This window comes from Paraglaciecola sp. IT1134, from assembly GCF_058068185.1.
In genome coordinates, this window is sequence record NZ_CM176486.1 from 50,896 (window position 1) to 64,921 (window position 14,026).

Annotated in this window: 14 protein-coding genes; 8 read left to right on the forward strand and 6 right to left on the reverse strand. The window is 46.7% G+C overall.

All coding sequences use genetic code 11. From position 1 onward, the window contains the following. The first annotated feature begins 49 nt into the window (after window positions 1–49). Both AC3RV5_RS00230 and AC3RV5_RS00235 read left to right on the forward strand, forming a co-directional pair. Window positions 50–1,720, forward strand: a complete 1,671-nt coding sequence (locus AC3RV5_RS00230; protein WP_489729999.1) for a M28 family metallopeptidase — start codon at window positions 50–52, stop codon at window positions 1,718–1,720. Window positions 1,721–1,876: 156 nt separating this feature from the next. Then, window positions 1,877–3,742, forward strand: a complete 1,866-nt coding sequence (locus AC3RV5_RS00235; protein ID WP_489730000.1) for a DUF885 domain-containing protein — start codon at window positions 1,877–1,879, stop codon at window positions 3,740–3,742. 74 nt (window positions 3,743–3,816) lie between these two features. Here AC3RV5_RS00235 and slmA read toward each other — a convergent pair whose 3' ends face one another. Continuing rightward, complete coding sequence (slmA, locus tag AC3RV5_RS00240) at window positions 3,817–4,410, reverse strand: nucleoid occlusion factor SlmA (protein ID WP_489730001.1); 594 nt, start codon at window positions 4,408–4,410, stop codon at window positions 3,817–3,819. Between the two features lie 68 nt (window positions 4,411–4,478). Beyond that, a complete protein-coding gene (gene coaBC, locus AC3RV5_RS00245; protein ID WP_489730002.1) occupies window positions 4,479–5,687 on the reverse strand; it encodes a bifunctional phosphopantothenoylcysteine decarboxylase/phosphopantothenate--cysteine ligase CoaBC in 1,209 nt (402 codons plus the stop codon). A gap of 143 nt (window positions 5,688–5,830) precedes the next feature. Between coaBC and radC the strand changes: the two genes are divergently transcribed. The 5 genes from radC to mutM all read left to right on the forward strand — a co-directional run bounded on the left by radC (window position 5,831) and on the right by mutM (window position 8,739). After that, window positions 5,831–6,505, forward strand: a complete 675-nt coding sequence (radC, locus tag AC3RV5_RS00250; RefSeq protein WP_489730003.1) for a RadC family protein — start codon at window positions 5,831–5,833, stop codon at window positions 6,503–6,505. A gap of 412 nt (window positions 6,506–6,917) precedes the next feature. Further along, on the forward strand, window positions 6,918–7,154 hold the full coding sequence (rpmB, locus tag AC3RV5_RS00255) for a 50S ribosomal protein L28 (RefSeq protein WP_489730004.1): 237 nt from the start codon (window positions 6,918–6,920) through the stop codon (window positions 7,152–7,154). Window positions 7,155–7,166: 12 nt separating this feature from the next. Next, window positions 7,167–7,322 (forward strand): 50S ribosomal protein L33, encoded by a 156-nt coding sequence (gene rpmG / locus AC3RV5_RS00260; RefSeq protein WP_068372994.1) that lies wholly within the window; start codon window positions 7,167–7,169, stop codon window positions 7,320–7,322. Between the two features lie 144 nt (window positions 7,323–7,466). Then, a complete protein-coding gene (locus AC3RV5_RS00265; RefSeq protein ID WP_489730005.1) occupies window positions 7,467–7,934 on the forward strand; it encodes a hypothetical protein in 468 nt (155 codons plus the stop codon). Next, window positions 7,927–8,739, forward strand: coding sequence for a bifunctional DNA-formamidopyrimidine glycosylase/DNA-(apurinic or apyrimidinic site) lyase (gene mutM, locus AC3RV5_RS00270; RefSeq protein ID WP_489730006.1), 813 nt, complete (start codon window positions 7,927–7,929; stop codon window positions 8,737–8,739). The genes AC3RV5_RS00265 and mutM overlap by 8 nt, the downstream gene beginning before the upstream one ends. A 41-nt stretch (window positions 8,740–8,780) precedes the next feature. Here the strand turns inward: mutM and AC3RV5_RS00275 are convergent, their stop codons facing one another. The 4 genes from AC3RV5_RS00275 to AC3RV5_RS00290 all read right to left on the reverse strand — a co-directional run bounded on the left by AC3RV5_RS00275 (window position 8,781) and on the right by AC3RV5_RS00290 (window position 12,738). Continuing rightward, window positions 8,781–9,824, reverse strand: coding sequence for a UDP-N-acetylglucosamine 2-epimerase (locus AC3RV5_RS00275; protein ID WP_489730007.1), 1,044 nt, complete (start codon window positions 9,822–9,824; stop codon window positions 8,781–8,783). A gap of 124 nt (window positions 9,825–9,948) precedes the next feature. Beyond that, window positions 9,949–10,431 carry a pantetheine-phosphate adenylyltransferase gene (coaD, locus tag AC3RV5_RS00280; RefSeq protein ID WP_489730008.1) on the reverse strand — a complete coding sequence of 161 codons (483 nt, stop codon included), beginning with the start codon at window positions 10,429–10,431 and terminating at the stop codon, window positions 9,949–9,951. Between the two features lie 85 nt (window positions 10,432–10,516). After that, complete coding sequence (locus tag AC3RV5_RS00285; protein WP_489730009.1) at window positions 10,517–11,917, reverse strand: capsule assembly Wzi family protein; 1,401 nt, start codon at window positions 11,915–11,917, stop codon at window positions 10,517–10,519. A 104-nt stretch (window positions 11,918–12,021) separates the two neighbouring features. Next, the gene (locus AC3RV5_RS00290) at window positions 12,022–12,738 is read right to left on the reverse strand and encodes a 3-deoxy-D-manno-octulosonic acid kinase (protein ID WP_489730010.1); all 717 of its coding nucleotides are present in this window, start codon (window positions 12,736–12,738) and stop codon (window positions 12,022–12,024) included. Window positions 12,739–12,916: 178 nt separating this feature from the next. Here AC3RV5_RS00290 and AC3RV5_RS00295 point away from each other — a divergent pair, with 178 nt between their 5' ends. Next, a complete protein-coding gene (locus AC3RV5_RS00295) occupies window positions 12,917–13,993 on the forward strand; it encodes a glycosyltransferase family 4 protein (RefSeq protein ID WP_489732058.1) in 1,077 nt (358 codons plus the stop codon). Window positions 13,994–14,026 lie beyond the last annotated feature (33 nt).

Here is a 14,026-nt window from a genome sequence, read left to right on the forward strand (position 1 = left end):
ATTTGTTTAATAGTAAGCTTCCTAATTTTAATAACAATAAGGGTTAAAAATGCGGTCATATCTGTACTTAGCACTAACAACAGCCAGCATGTTTTTGGCAGGCTGCCAAAGCCAAAGCCAAAGCCAAAGCCAAAGCCAAAGCCAACGTCAGAGCACCGAATCGGGTATCCATGCGGATGCCGCCAGAATTAAATCCCATTTACGTTTTTTATCTGATGATCTACTCGAAGGGCGTGATACCGGTGCACGTGGCCACGAAATAGCTGCACTATATATTGCCGCTGAGTTTGAAAAGTATGGCTTAACCCCCGCTGGTGATCAGGGAAGCTACCTGCAACGCGCTAACTTCAGGCAAGCTTTTCTAGAACAAGACTCCCCCAAGTTGACTTTGCAAAGCGCCACCGGAGACATAAACCTCAGTTACCCTAAACAATACCTCACCAGTGCCAGCTCGGTGCGTGAACACGCAAACCTTAACGGGCAGTTAGTGTTTGTGGGATATGGCATAGTGGCCCCGGAGCTGGATCATAACGATTACGCCGATATGGATGTAAAGGGGAAAGTGGTGGTGGTCTTGTCAGGCAAACCTAAATCTTTTCCCAGTGAAGAGGGGGCGCACTTTGGCTCAACAGAAGAGAAAAAGCGCCACGCAGTAGAACATGGCGCTATCGGTTATATTACCGTTAGCACGCCCACAGCAGAAAAAGTGCGACCTTATCAAAACCTGTTAAATTTCCTGCATATGCCTAAGGTCAGATGGCTGGATGAGCAAGGACAGGCGGCCAGCGTTTTTCCTCAACTGCAAAATAGCGCTTATTTCAGTCAAGAAGCCGCGACCCAGTTGTTTGCCAACGCCGAGGTCAACTTAGCTGGCCTTTACCAAATGCTCGAAGAAGATAAGTCGCCAAAAGGATTCGATTTGCCGGTTAGCATCAGTTTTGCTAAACGCAGCAAACACCAACTCATCACAAGTCCAAATGTCGCGGCAATATTGGAAGGTTCAGACTCCACACTTAAACAAGAATACATAGTCTACTCGGCGCATTCTGACCATATTGGTTTTGCCAAAACGGTTAAAAAAGATAAAATAAATAATGGCGCCATGGATAATGCATCCGGTACTGCAATATTACTCGAAACCGCTCGTCTGTTCAGTCAAATGTCCCAACGGCCCAAACGTTCTATTTTGTTTGTGGCAGTCACGGGGGAAGAAAAGGGTCTGTTGGGGTCAGATTATTTTGCCCAAAACCCCACCGTACCAGCGGGCTCAATGGTAGCTAATGTCAATTTGGATATGCCCATATTGACCTATGAATTTAATGACGTAATTGCTTTTGGGGCAGATCACAGTGATCTTAAAGCATCCGTGAGCCTGGCGGCACAAAAAATTGGTTTGTCTTTAAGCCCTGATCCCTGGCCAGATCAAGCCCTGTTTACCCGATCCGATCACTACAGTTTCGTAAAGCAGGGGATCCCTGCGGTGTTTTTAGTACCAGGGCTGCAATCCACCGATCCGAATATTGACGGCAGCAAAAAATTTGCTGAATTTATTGGCACAAATTACCACAAACCCGGAGATGACTTTAGTCAGGTCTTCAACTGGCAAGCCGCCACCAAGTTCGCCGAAGTGAACTACTATATAGGTTTAACCCTGGCTAATCAGACTGAGCGTTCTCATTGGAACAAAGGAGATTTCTTCGGTGATACCTTCGGTCACTAAACTAAACTTTTATGCAGTGGGCTGACTCACCCTTGGCTCGATATATTTAACTACCTTAATGCTGGTACAAACGCCTAGGGCACACGTTATTAACAGGTCGTTTGTGATTCACTCTGTGGAATGGGTGATAAGCAGTAACATAACCAGGGATTTGATATGAAACTCACTATTCTCGCTATTTCGCTAACTGCCATGGCGCTCACCGCGCCCCACTCTATTGGGCAGGCACCAGGCCTTCAGACCAGCCAAGCCAATGCCACAGCGCATCAGGCTGACCAGACTGAATCACCACGCCTGGCTAAGTTTTTTGCCGATAATTTTCAGGCCAGTTTACAACGGTCCCCCCTCACCCAAAGTTATCTTGGTTATAAGTGGGATTACGACAAATGGGACGATATCAGTGAGGCCTTTCAAGACCAGAGCCGCACTATTGCCCAGCAACAGTTACAAGCACTGGCCACGTTTAACCCCGAAACATTAACTGTGGAAGAAAAGGTGAGTTTGGCACTGAACAAGGTCTCGCTTGAACGCCAATTGGCCAACGATGAATTTCGTCATCATGATTACATTATGGATCAGTTTAATGCCTACCATACTATGGTCCCCAGTTTTTTGATCAACGTGCATCGTGTGGATAACGTCGAAGACGCCAAAGCCTACGTGAGTCGTTTGCAAGGGGTGGATGCCTTGTTTGCTCAAGTTATTGAACAATTACGTTTGCGCCAGAAGCTGGGGGTGTTTCCACCTAAATGGTCCTATGATCAAATGATCCAGGCAGCAAAAAATGTAGTTTCAGGTGCACCTTTTAGTCAAAGTGAAGACGACTCAAGTATTTGGCAAGATTTTCAAAACAAAGTCGGCAAACTGGAGATCAGCGAACAGCAGCGTAACGCCTTACTTGAACAAGCTAAAAAAGCCTTGTTGAGCTCGGTGCAACCGGCTTATCAAGCCTTAATCAAGGAGCTCGAAGTACAGCGTAAATTAACCCCTACAGGCGACGGCGTATGGCGTTTGCCCGATGGCGAAAAATGGTATCAGAACCGCCTCGCTTGGTTCACCACCACAGATTTAACCGCCCAAGAAGTGCATCAAATCGGCTTAGATAATGTCAAGCGCATTCATCAGGATATGGCTGCCATTATGGCTAAGGTTGAGTTTACGGGCAGTTTGCCAGAGTTTTTTGCCTTTATGCGCAGCGATCAGCAGTTTTATTACCCCAATACTGATAAAGGCAGAGATGCGTATTTAGCCGAAGCTAAATCCCTGATAGATAAGATGCGCGCCACACTTCCGGGGTATTTTAGTTTAATCCCCAAAGCGGACATAGTGGTCAAACGAGTGGAGCCCTTCAGAGAACAATCTGCAGGCAAAGCGTTTTATCAAAGCCCCGCCAAAGATGGCTCTCGTCCTGGTACCTATTACGCCAACTTGTACGATATGCATGACATGCCCAGCTATCAAATGGAAGCCTTAGCCTATCACGAGGGCATTCCTGGTCATCATATGCAGCGCGCCATTGCCCAAGAATTGGAAAACATACCTGAGTTTCAAAAATACAGTTCCTTTACCGCTTATACGGAAGGATGGGGCTTGTATTCGGAAGAGCTGGCAAAAGACATGGGTTTTTACCAAGACCCTTACTCGGATTTTGGACGTTTAGCGATGGAGCTGTGGCGCGCTTGTCGTCTGGTGGTAGACACGGGCATTCATAACAAAAAGTGGAGTCGGGAAAAAGCCATTGATTACTTAGTAGCCAATACACCTAATCCTAAAAACGATTCGGTCAAGGCCATTGAGCGCTATATCGCCATGCCGGGACAGGCCACGGCCTATATGATTGGCAAGTTGAAAATTATGGAATTACGGGACTGGGCCCAAACAGAGTTAGGCGCAAAGTTTGATATTAAAGACTTTCACGCCCAAGTGCTCAAAGATGGGCCAGTGCCTCTCAATATTTTGCAGCAAAAAATTGAGTTTTGGGTCGCGACTCAACAAAGTGAGTCAGATAAACCCCAGCGTTAAGTTATACACATGAAGGCCTGTTTATTTTAACAAGCAGGCCTACATGTGGTGCCCTTATGGCCAGCCCAACAGCCTTAGTTGAGAAAAAACTGGCTGTTGATCAGCTGCCATTGCTCATTAAAGCCATCGGTGGGGCGGCGGGTAAATTTGCTGCGGATAAATTGATTGATCCTACCGTCGGCATAACAGATCAATAAACTGGCAATGTGCGCCTCATCAGCGGGCAAGGTTTTACCTTCACGCAGTTTGCGTTCCCGTAAGACCTGTTTTAATTGGGTCTCCAGACGTTCAAATAATTGGGCAATTCGATCTCTGAGCCTGTCTTGCTCGCCCATCAGGGCATCGCCATTGAGGATCCGGGTAATGCCCGGGTTTTTCTCGGCAAAACCTAAAATCAAATGCAGAATAAGCTGGCAGCGTGTCGCTGTGTCTTTTTCTTCGTTGATGATTTTATTAATACGTGAGAATAAAGTTTCTTCGATGAACTCAATTAGGCCTTCAAACATGCGGGCTTTGCTGGGGAAATGCCGATACAGCGCGGCCTCGGATACCCCAACGTGGGCGGCCAGTTTCGCGGTTGTGATACGTTGACCAGGGCTGGACTGCAACATACTAGCCAGCGCTTGTAATATTTGGGCGCGACGATTTATTTTTTTAGTTATTGCCATTGTTTATCCTAGAGCGACACCTGGGTGGTAAATAGAAGGTATGCGAGTAATACGCTTGCACACAAAGGTTAATCGACACGTTTTTTTATAGTGTAACGCTGTGCAATTAGTGTCATAAGTTGCATTGCAAGTTGACCCTTATCGGCCACACCTAGATTTTTTTTACCTTCTGGCCAATAAACAGTTAAGGCATTTTGCTCACTGTTAAAACCAAGCCCAGCTTTGGATACGTCATTGGCGGCAATCATATCGAGCTTTTTACGAATTAATTTATCCCGGGCATAATGCTCAACATCTTGGGTCTCCGCCGCAAAACCTACGGTAAAAGGTGGAAGAGTACGGTGGGCCACGTCGCTAAGAATATCAGGGTTTCTAATGAAAGTAAGTGTTAACTTCGTCTCACTTTTCTTGATTTTCTGGGGAATTTTTTGTTGTGGTTTGTAATCCGCCACGGCTGCACAGCCGATAAAAATGTCACAATTAGGCATCACCTCCATTACGGCGCGGTGCATTTGTTCGGCGCTCACCACATCAATCACCTTCACAGCCACTGGGGGAACAAGGTTCACTGGCCCGCTTACCAGCGTCACCCGGGCGCCCAGGGCCAGGGCCGCCTTTGCCAAGGCATAACCCATTTTTCCTGAGCTGTGATTACTGATAAAACGCACCGGATCGATTTCTTCTCGGGTCGGGCCAGCTGTAATCACCAAGTGTTTATTTGCCAGTAATGGGGGCTGATTGCTCTGGGCGAGCATATCGGCCAGTGCCTGAGGCTCAAGCATGCGCCCTGGCCCTACATCACCACAAGCTTGTTCACCTTGTGCCGGGCCGAATATCAGCACCCCTCGCTCGATCAAGGTGTGTAAATTTGCTTGGGTAGCACCAGCATGCCACATTTGCTGATTCATGGCCGGAGCGATGCATATGGGTGCGCTGGTGGCCAAACACAGGGTGGACAACAAATCATCCGCCAGACCATGGCTTAATTTAGCCATGAAGTTGGCACTGGCCGGGGCGATTAACAGCTTGTCGGCCCATTTGGCCAGCTCAATATGTCCCATTGCTGCCTCAGCGTTGCGATCCAGTAAATCGTCAGACACCGGATTGCCGGATACAGCTTGCAAGGACAAGGGACTGACAAATTCTTTAGCGGAGTTGGTTAGTACTACTCGCACATTGGCTCCAAGGGCGGTTAATTTACGCACCAGATCTGGAGTTTTATAGGCTGCGATACCACCGGTGACACCTAGTAAAATGTTTTTATTGCTCAGTTGCATAGTCTGTTTTTAATCAGGAACTAGATTTATCATGCCATTATTGGCCGGAACAAGGTCCTTTTGCTAGGCTTAATTTCTCTTTCACTATCATTTTTCGTCGGATTTCAGACGCTAAAAAGATACATACGTATAGGCTAGGATACGTGAAAATCACTGAATGGCCCCTTCACGAACGCCCCAGGGAAAAACTGCTAACGCAAGGCCCGGGGTCGTTATCTGATGCCGAATTATTAGCGATTTTTTTGCGTACCGGTGTAAAAGGAGTCAGTGCGGTTGATTTGGCGCGCCATCTGCTTGTTACCTTTGGCTCCCTGCGTGGGTTGATTGCGGCAGAACAGCGCGAGTTTTGTTTAGCCAAAGGCCTGGGTCAGGCCAAATTTGTACAACTGCAAGCAGTTGTTGAATTGACCCAGCGTTACTTCGCCGAAAAGTTACACAAACAGACCGTGTTCAATACTGCCCAGCAAACCAAAGACTACCTCATCGCCAAATTACGGGATGAGTGCAATGAAGTGTTTGCCATGCTACTGCTCGACAGTCAGCATCAATTGTTAACTTATCGGCCCATGTTTTACGGCACCATAGACAGCGCTTCTGTGTATCCTCGGGTGTTGGTTAAGCAGGCCTTAGCGGACAATGCGGCGGCGGTTATTCTGGCGCATAACCACCCATCCGGCGTGGCCGAGCCGAGTCAAGCGGATCGGCACATAACCGAGCGTATCGTCAACGCCATGGCATTACTGGATATCAAGGTGCTGGATCATTTAGTCATAGGGGATGGTGTGGCGGTATCTTTTGCTGAGCGAGGCCTGCTGTAGGTATTTAATACCTCGTGTAAAGGGCACCATGCTTCGGATTAGGCTGAAGATATTTTTGCCGCAACGGGTTTGATGAAAGGATGTTGTTTGGCGAACGCTTGATAAACAACGGGATAACAGCCAAACAGATCCGTTGTTTAGCCAGTTGCTTGCAGTGGGATCACGGGCATAGGTATCTAACCCCACAGATGTTGGTTGAAAATCACACAGGTAGAACACAGGTAAATATCCCTAAGGTAACCCGAAACCCCTAGAGCATAATAAAAGACTAGGCTTTTTTGTCAGTTAATCGTTGAATTAATCGGTTGTTTGCTGTATAAAATGCGCCCTCTTGTTGATAGCTAAAGCTGGCATGCGAATTTGATGGTGTGTCAGAGCTAAATATTTTTAGAATTGTTTGGAGACAAATACGATGTCCAAAGTATGTATAGTGACAGGCAAGCGTCCAATGGTTGGTAACAACCGTTCACACGCTAAAAACTCGACTCGTCGTCGTTTTTTGCCAAATCTACAAACCCACCGTTTCTGGGTTGAAAGCGAAACTCGTTTCGTGAAGCTACGTTTATCTGCTAAAGGTATGCGTATTATTGATAAAAACGGTATCGATACAGTGTTAGCTGATATTCGTGCCAATGGCGTGAAAGTTTAAGGAACCCAGACTATGCGTGATAAAATCAAGTTAGTGTCTACTGCGGGTACAGGTTTTTACTACACCACAGATAAAAACAAACGTAATATGCCCGGAAAAATGGAGATCAAAAAGTTTGATCCCAAAATTCGTCAGCACGTTTTGTTTAAAGAAGCCAAAATCAAGTAATTTACACTTGTTTTGTCTCCAGAAAAACCCGGCCTTGGTCGGGTTTTTTGCATGCTTAGAATTTTTTTTTCAAACAAATATTGTCACGCAGTCTTGCTGGCCCATGGCATAATCCCATCATATTTGCTCAGATTGAGTTAAAGCATGTTTAGGTTGACCCAACGCGCGTGGAATAACGTGCTGATTTTTTCGATGTTATTGCTTATTGCCCTATTTAACCTCTCCGGGGGACTATTTAACAATAGTGACAATGACAATTCGGGCTTGACTGAATTGTTACCCCAAAACGCTGTGGTAATGAGCATAGAGATCGATGCCCGGACCATAGAGCGTGTCGGGCGTGGCTGGCGCCTATTGCCTGATGGGGCGGATGCCCAGTTGCTGGCCGCCGTGGTCAATAACTGGCAGCAGACTAAGCTCGAAGCTACAGGACAGGTTAAGTTAATACATACCCAAGCGGTTACTGTGTGGCTAGCCGGTGAAGAGCAAGGGCGGGTGTATCTGTTTGCCCAAGTGGGCAGCGACGTGTTGGTGCAAATCAAGGAGCATCTTTATAAAGTGTTGAATATGACATGGCAAGATTTATTAAGCGTAGAGCAAACACATGCCTGAATTACCCGAAGTTGAAGTGAGTCGCATGGGCATCAGTCCGCATTTGACGGGGCAGATCATCAAACAGGTGATCGTTCGTCAACCACAACTACGCTGGCGGGTACCTGAGACGGTGCACCTCGCCGAAGGTTTGACTATCCTCGAGGTCAGGCGGCGGGCTAAATATCTTTTTATTGATACCCTGCGTGGCAGCATTATTTTGCATTTGGGCATGTCGGGTAAGTTGCGGGTGGTCAACACAAGTACGGCGTTAGTCAAACATGACCACCTGGATATCGTATTAACTAATGATGTGTGTTTACGTTTTAACGATACCCGGCGTTTTGGCGCATGTTTATGGCAAGACGCCGATGCACCTGAGCTGGCTATGCTTGCAGCCCTTGGTCCTGAGCCATTAACGGCTGATTTTGACGGTCAGCGTTTATACGATTTATCCCGTAGTAAAAACATCGCGGTAAAAAGTTTTATTATGGATAATAAAGTCGTTGTGGGTGTGGGTAATATCTATGCCAATGAATCGTTGTTTTTAGCGGGTATTGACCCTCGCAAAGCGGCCAAAGAGGTCAGTAAAAAACGGTACCTGGTGTTGGGCGAAATCATCAAACAAGTCTTAGTCAAAGCGATAGAGCAAGGAGGCACCACGTTGAAAGACTTCGCCCAAGCCGACGGACGCCCCGGCTATTTTGCCCAGCACCTAAGGGTGTATGGCCGCAAGGGACAGGCATGTGAGGTTTGTGAAACGCCCATTCAGTCAGTCACCCTAGGACAACGCAATACTTTTTTTTGTGACACCTGCCAAAAGTAGTCAGGGCTTATCGAATAACGTTAGCGGTGGTCAGCGTTCGGTTACCATTTCCAATAGCTGAGCTTTTTACGCATTTTAATACTGCGAATTAAATTAAGCGGTTTTTTCTTCAAATTCGGTGGATTCGCCAATATATCTTCTGTGGCATCGAGTATTCGTGCACTTGAAAGCCCATCGTTATAAGGGTGAGTTTGTGCCGCGTAGTCTTGTATTTTAGCCATTAACTCTGCTGGCCGAGTCAGGGCGTATTCGATGCTGCTCTCAATTTCATCAGGATCGGTTACGTTTATCAGGTGTGACTTAGGGTGCTCGTTTTTAAACGTGACGACCGGCTTATTCAACATCAAAAACTCAACCAGCATGGATGAATTATCCCCGAGCATTAAATCGGCTTCAAGCATCAGTGGCATGGCATTATCGGTTTCGATAAAGGTTAAATTTTCATGCTGTGCTGCTTTATAGGCGTCCACTGTGCTTTGAGGCATCTTCGGATGAAAGGTCACTAACCAGCGCCATTTTTTGTCCTGTGACAGCCCCTTGATAATGGGCAATAAGGCCTCTGCCTGAGACAGTCTGGGGGAGAAAGTAGATGAAAATAACACCACAGGGCGATCGTCTTGTCTCTCAATAACCGGCGGGTTATTAAAAAATGCATCCATCTTACAAAATCCTGTTTCCACTACTTTAAAATGTTGGTGTTTTTTCTCGAGCACCTTAAAGGTGTCAGTCATAGAGGGACCGTGCATACAGTAAAGATCAAAACAATCACGAATAATAAATGAATAGTTTAGGCCGTCTTTAATCCGGGTTTTAAAACCGATAAAGCCGTGCTGGAGAGACACTTTTAATCCAGGGATAAATGGTGGGACCGTATTACCTGGCACAAACACAGCACAAGGTTGATAGTCTATTACCGCTTGCACGTTTGCTAGTTGTGTTTCCTGGGGTTGGAAATACTTTCGGTTAACGTTATTCCCTTCTACAAACCAAGCTACCGTGTTACCTCGTTTGTGAATTTCATCTTGCATTGGGCGCAATATTTGAAACGAGTAGTTTTCAGATATGTAAAATAAATAACGTTTCATAAGTTTTCCTTTAGGCGTGGGATTTTCGGTTACTGATATACCAGGACCAGCATAAGCTTGGTTTATGCTGGAGGCCTAAATGGACGGCTTATAGCAGATCGGTCGTTTCATGGATAGAACTCGGTTAGGGATGCAGTTTGGCCGTCAGGGCAGCTTGTACCACAGGGTGGCAAAACTGGATCACCTGGCCACGATGAAGGGCAACTTCTTTGACCAGGGTTGAGGAGATAAATGAATTTTCTTCCGCCGGGGTCAAAAAAATACTTTCCAGATTAGGGTTTAAGCGGCGATTCATATTGGCTAATTGGAACTCATACTCGAAATCGGATACTGCCCGAAGACCACGTATTAAAACAGTGGCGCCCTGATCTTCGGCAAAGTCTGCCAGTAACCCGGTAAAGCCAATCACTTCTACATTCGGTAAGTGAGCGGTCACTTTCTTGATTAACTCGACTCTCTCTTCCAAGGTGAAAAGAGGTTGTTTACTTGGGTTGGCTGCAATGCCCACTATTACGTGGGCAAACATATTGGAGGCGCGGTCAATTAAATCCGCATGGCCATTGGTGATCGGGTCAAACGTTCCCGGATAGACAGCTTTAGTGTGCATCGATTTATACCTTCCTTATATGGCCCAAACTGCGCTTGGGCCTTGCAATGTAATAGGGGCTGGCGCAGCTGGCGTCGTTAAATGCTTACCAGCGGTAAAATGCACTTAGTCGTTTAAATTGTGTTCCAAGACGATCTTCACCCACATTTAGCTCGACTCCCCAAAACCCATAACCGGTGGCAAAACTATAGCGCACATTCACCTCCTTGTATGAGGTTTGCATGGAGGTAGATGTGATGTCGTTGTCAGCAGTCCTGATTGTAACATCGATTACCTGATCGGCGGCAAATTGCCAGTTCATATTAACAGCATGACTGGTTTTGACACTTTGCATCGGCGAGGGGAACAGATCACTGGCCCAATGGCCGATAGCCTGTTGATCGTTTGTATATCCCAGGCTATAAAATTCAGACTGGTAAAATAGTTCGTTCCAGCTACTGTATTCATATCGAAGGGCTAATGTGTCTGTCACCATCGGCAGATATATCCCAAAAGCGATCGCTTTGTCACCTGCATTGGCAGTCTCGGGTGAATCTTCAAAGGCTAATTCACCGTACACAGAGACAGGAAAGGAAAAGGGTAAATTTAACTTACTGGAAATCGCTGTTTTCTGGTCACTGGCTTGGGCTTGTGGCGAAAATAACGGTGACTCATCTTCGCTTGACGGGGTGATCAAGTCTTGTAGCGCGTCTGTCAGACTGATGTTATTAACTGCGCCACCAAATTGCAGGGTGCGGCTGACCCCGATAGTCCAAGTGTCGATAGGGGAGATACTCATATGAAGGCCCGCCAGGCCTGGTTTTCCGATAAAAACCTGCCCTTGCTGGTTAATGCCCATGACCTTTTCAAGTTTTGAATAAAACAGCTCATAGCGGAAGTCCCAGTCGCTGATGGGGGTTGCATTACTGACGGTAACTGAGGGCGAGGGTTTGGCGTTTGTGCTGGTGAGCAAGGCCGAATCGTGCATGGGAGAAAACCAGTGTTCACGATAGCCCGCTTCAACCTGGGCATATTCGTAACCAAATGCCACATGCGTATTGAAATGTGTCAGTCCTTCACCGTCAGCCAATACTGCCCCCGCTGCCACATAAGCATAAGGCGAGATGTAAGCCACTAATCCATTTGAGACCTGGTAACTGGCCTCGCGTTTTATGCCTCGTTGATTGGGCAAGGCAGCGTTTTGCTCGTTGCTAACGGAGCCCGATACACTCAAATGAGTACTACTGATGGTGTCTTTGTAGCGCGCTAAATAGGCATTGACTGCGCGATGTAATGCTGGAAAACGAGTCGCGAGTAACTGATTGCGCTGCAACACATCTACAGCCTTATAAGGTTTGCTTAAAGGTGCCCCGGGGGTTAAGGCCATCACTTTTTCAATTTGTATTTCAATTTCCGGAGAAATATTCAGGGGGAGGTACGGCGACAACCCTTTTGCCCATCCTTGCCCCGCAATTAACAGGCAGGCGAGTATCCAATAACGAGACATGTAAATTTTAATCCGAAGCTGATTTTCACAAAGCGCGGATTGTAACAATTCCAACGCACCTTGTATTGTACAAGTTAGTTTGAGTAATTCTCTCCCCGTTAAAGTCAGTTGCTTGTATAACCAGCAAGCAGGGCTTGCCAGTTCTCGTCACTAAAATAAAAGTGGGGGTGTTTGTCGTATTCTTTGTCAAGTGAGCGCCTCAGTCTTGCCAAGTTGGTAGCTTTCCAACTTTCTTTGGATTTCACGCTGCATTTGTCAAAATCTATCAGCCAGACTTTTTGATGTTTATCGAGCATGATGTTATGAATATTCAAATCATGATGATAAATGCCATGGTGGTGAAATTGACGGATGCAACTCCCTATCGCGTGCCAGGTCTGCTGGGTTAATGCTGAACGACAAAGTAAGGTGAACACGTCTTGACTGTCGGCTATCCGTTTAATGATAATATCGGCGCGATAAAGTGGGCCATTACGGGTGACTTTGGCGGCCACTGGCGCAGGGGCAGGCAATCCCAATGTGTGCATATACGCAAGCAGATGAAATTCTTGCCATGCTCGTGTCGCTTCCAGGCCTGTAAACAGATATTGGTCATTAATGACTTTACTGGCTAATCCTCCGCGACGATAATGGCGTAACACTAATTCGTGCCCGTTGTGGCGCAAAAAATAAGTCGTTCCGCGACCTATAGCTGTGCCACTTATGTGATCCCTGGCTTGCCAATACTGACCATCAAAAATAGCTAAATCAGGGGCTGCGAATATTTGTGTATCAAATATAATGCTGCTGTTATCGATAGTGCTTTGCTGAACATTTGACATGTAAACAAGTTACGCTTAACAAAATTTTGCATAGTGTACCTCATAATGCATTTTCCTAACTCGCAAGTATTTCAAGAATGGTAAATGGCATGTTTGTTTTAAGGGCACAGTGACTCTATCAAAGTCGGCGATCACTTCTGTGATTTGAATGAAATAATTAAAAATGAGCGGTAATAAAATGGATCACCCTTCCCCAAGCGTCCCCAGTCTGGATGAAGTTGAGTTAATACTTGGAAATTCTAATTCAAACTTTTCCGGGGTGACCTCAACTATGTTGCAGGTCTTATCCCACCAACGAAAACTGATCCATTTGCGGGTGATGGGTCAGCATTTTCTGAGCAACCCAAACTTGGCGATTAGCTTTTGGCAAACAGCAAAAATGTGTCGCCAGCCATTAAAAAACGGTAAATACCGCATATTCCACGCCCGTCGGGTCGATGAAATGATCCAGGCGGTCATACTCAAACATGTTTTTCGCGCAAAAATTAAAATCGTTTTCAGTTCTGCGGCTCAGCGTTTTCGTTCAGGTAGCACACTGTGGTTAACCCGACAAATGGATGCGGTGGTAGCCATTAGTCAAACCTCGGCCCGATATCTGGCCGAAAAACCCGATGCCATCATCCCCCATGGCGTACAGGTTAATGACTATGCGCCTGCAGCCGATAAACTGACCGCCTGGCAAGATCTGGGGTATGGAGGGAAATATGGCATTGCTATCCTTGGTCGGGTCAGGAAACAAAAAGGCGTGCACCTGTTTGTCGACGCCTGTATCGAATTGCTGGATAAATATCCAGATTATACCGCTCTGGTTGTAGGTGCGATTTCATCTAGCCATAGTGAGTTTGTCGATGAGCTTAAAGCCAAGGTCGAACGCGCAGGGCTTAGGGAACGGATCATCTTTACCGGGGAACTTCACTTTGAACGTATACCACCGATCTTCAGTGCCCTGTCATTGGTAGCCGCATTAAGTGATAACGAAGGTTTCGGGCTGACGGTGTTAGAGGCCATGAGTTGCGGGGCTGCGGTATTGGCGACCGAGGCGGGGGCCTGGCAGGAAATCATACGTGAAGATATAGACGGTCACGTGGTACCAGTAGAAGATTTAGCCGCGGTTACCCAGAAAATGGACACATTATTAGCCAGCCCCGAGCAGCTGACAACCATGGGCCTGGCTGGCCGCCAGCGGGTGCTCGAGCAGTATACCGTAGAGCGAGAAGCCAAAGCTTTGGTCGATTTATTTCGCTCCCTGCAATGACAAGCCTTTTTGGCTGTTACTAGATGCGGTTAC

Excerpts from the sequence above, each read along its gene's own strand:
- AC3RV5_RS00230 (WP_489729999.1), top strand. The coding sequence starts at position 50 with ATGCGGTCATATCTGTACTTAGCACTAACAACAGCCAGCATGTTTTTG.
- AC3RV5_RS00235 (WP_489730000.1), top strand. The coding sequence starts at position 1,877 with ATGAAACTCACTATTCTCGCTATTTCGCTAACTGCCATGGCGCTCACC.
- slmA (WP_489730001.1), bottom strand. The coding sequence starts at position 4,410 with ATGGCAATAACTAAAAAAATAAATCGTCGCGCCCAAATATTACAAGCG.
- coaBC (WP_489730002.1), bottom strand. The coding sequence starts at position 5,687 with ATGCAACTGAGCAATAAAAACATTTTACTAGGTGTCACCGGTGGTATC.
- rpmB (WP_489730004.1), top strand. The coding sequence starts at position 6,918 with ATGTCCAAAGTATGTATAGTGACAGGCAAGCGTCCAATGGTTGGTAAC.
- rpmG (WP_068372994.1), top strand. The coding sequence starts at position 7,167 with ATGCGTGATAAAATCAAGTTAGTGTCTACTGCGGGTACAGGTTTTTAC.
- AC3RV5_RS00265 (WP_489730005.1), top strand. The coding sequence starts at position 7,467 with ATGTTTAGGTTGACCCAACGCGCGTGGAATAACGTGCTGATTTTTTCG.
- mutM (WP_489730006.1), top strand. The coding sequence starts at position 7,927 with ATGCCTGAATTACCCGAAGTTGAAGTGAGTCGCATGGGCATCAGTCCG.
- AC3RV5_RS00275 (WP_489730007.1), bottom strand. The coding sequence starts at position 9,824 with ATGAAACGTTATTTATTTTACATATCTGAAAACTACTCGTTTCAAATA.
- coaD (WP_489730008.1), bottom strand. The coding sequence starts at position 10,431 with ATGCACACTAAAGCTGTCTATCCGGGAACGTTTGACCCGATCACCAAT.
- AC3RV5_RS00285 (WP_489730009.1), bottom strand. The coding sequence starts at position 11,917 with ATGTCTCGTTATTGGATACTCGCCTGCCTGTTAATTGCGGGGCAAGGA.
- AC3RV5_RS00290 (WP_489730010.1), bottom strand. The coding sequence starts at position 12,738 with ATGTCAAATGTTCAGCAAAGCACTATCGATAACAGCAGCATTATATTT.
- AC3RV5_RS00295 (WP_489732058.1), top strand. The coding sequence starts at position 12,917 with ATGGATCACCCTTCCCCAAGCGTCCCCAGTCTGGATGAAGTTGAGTTA.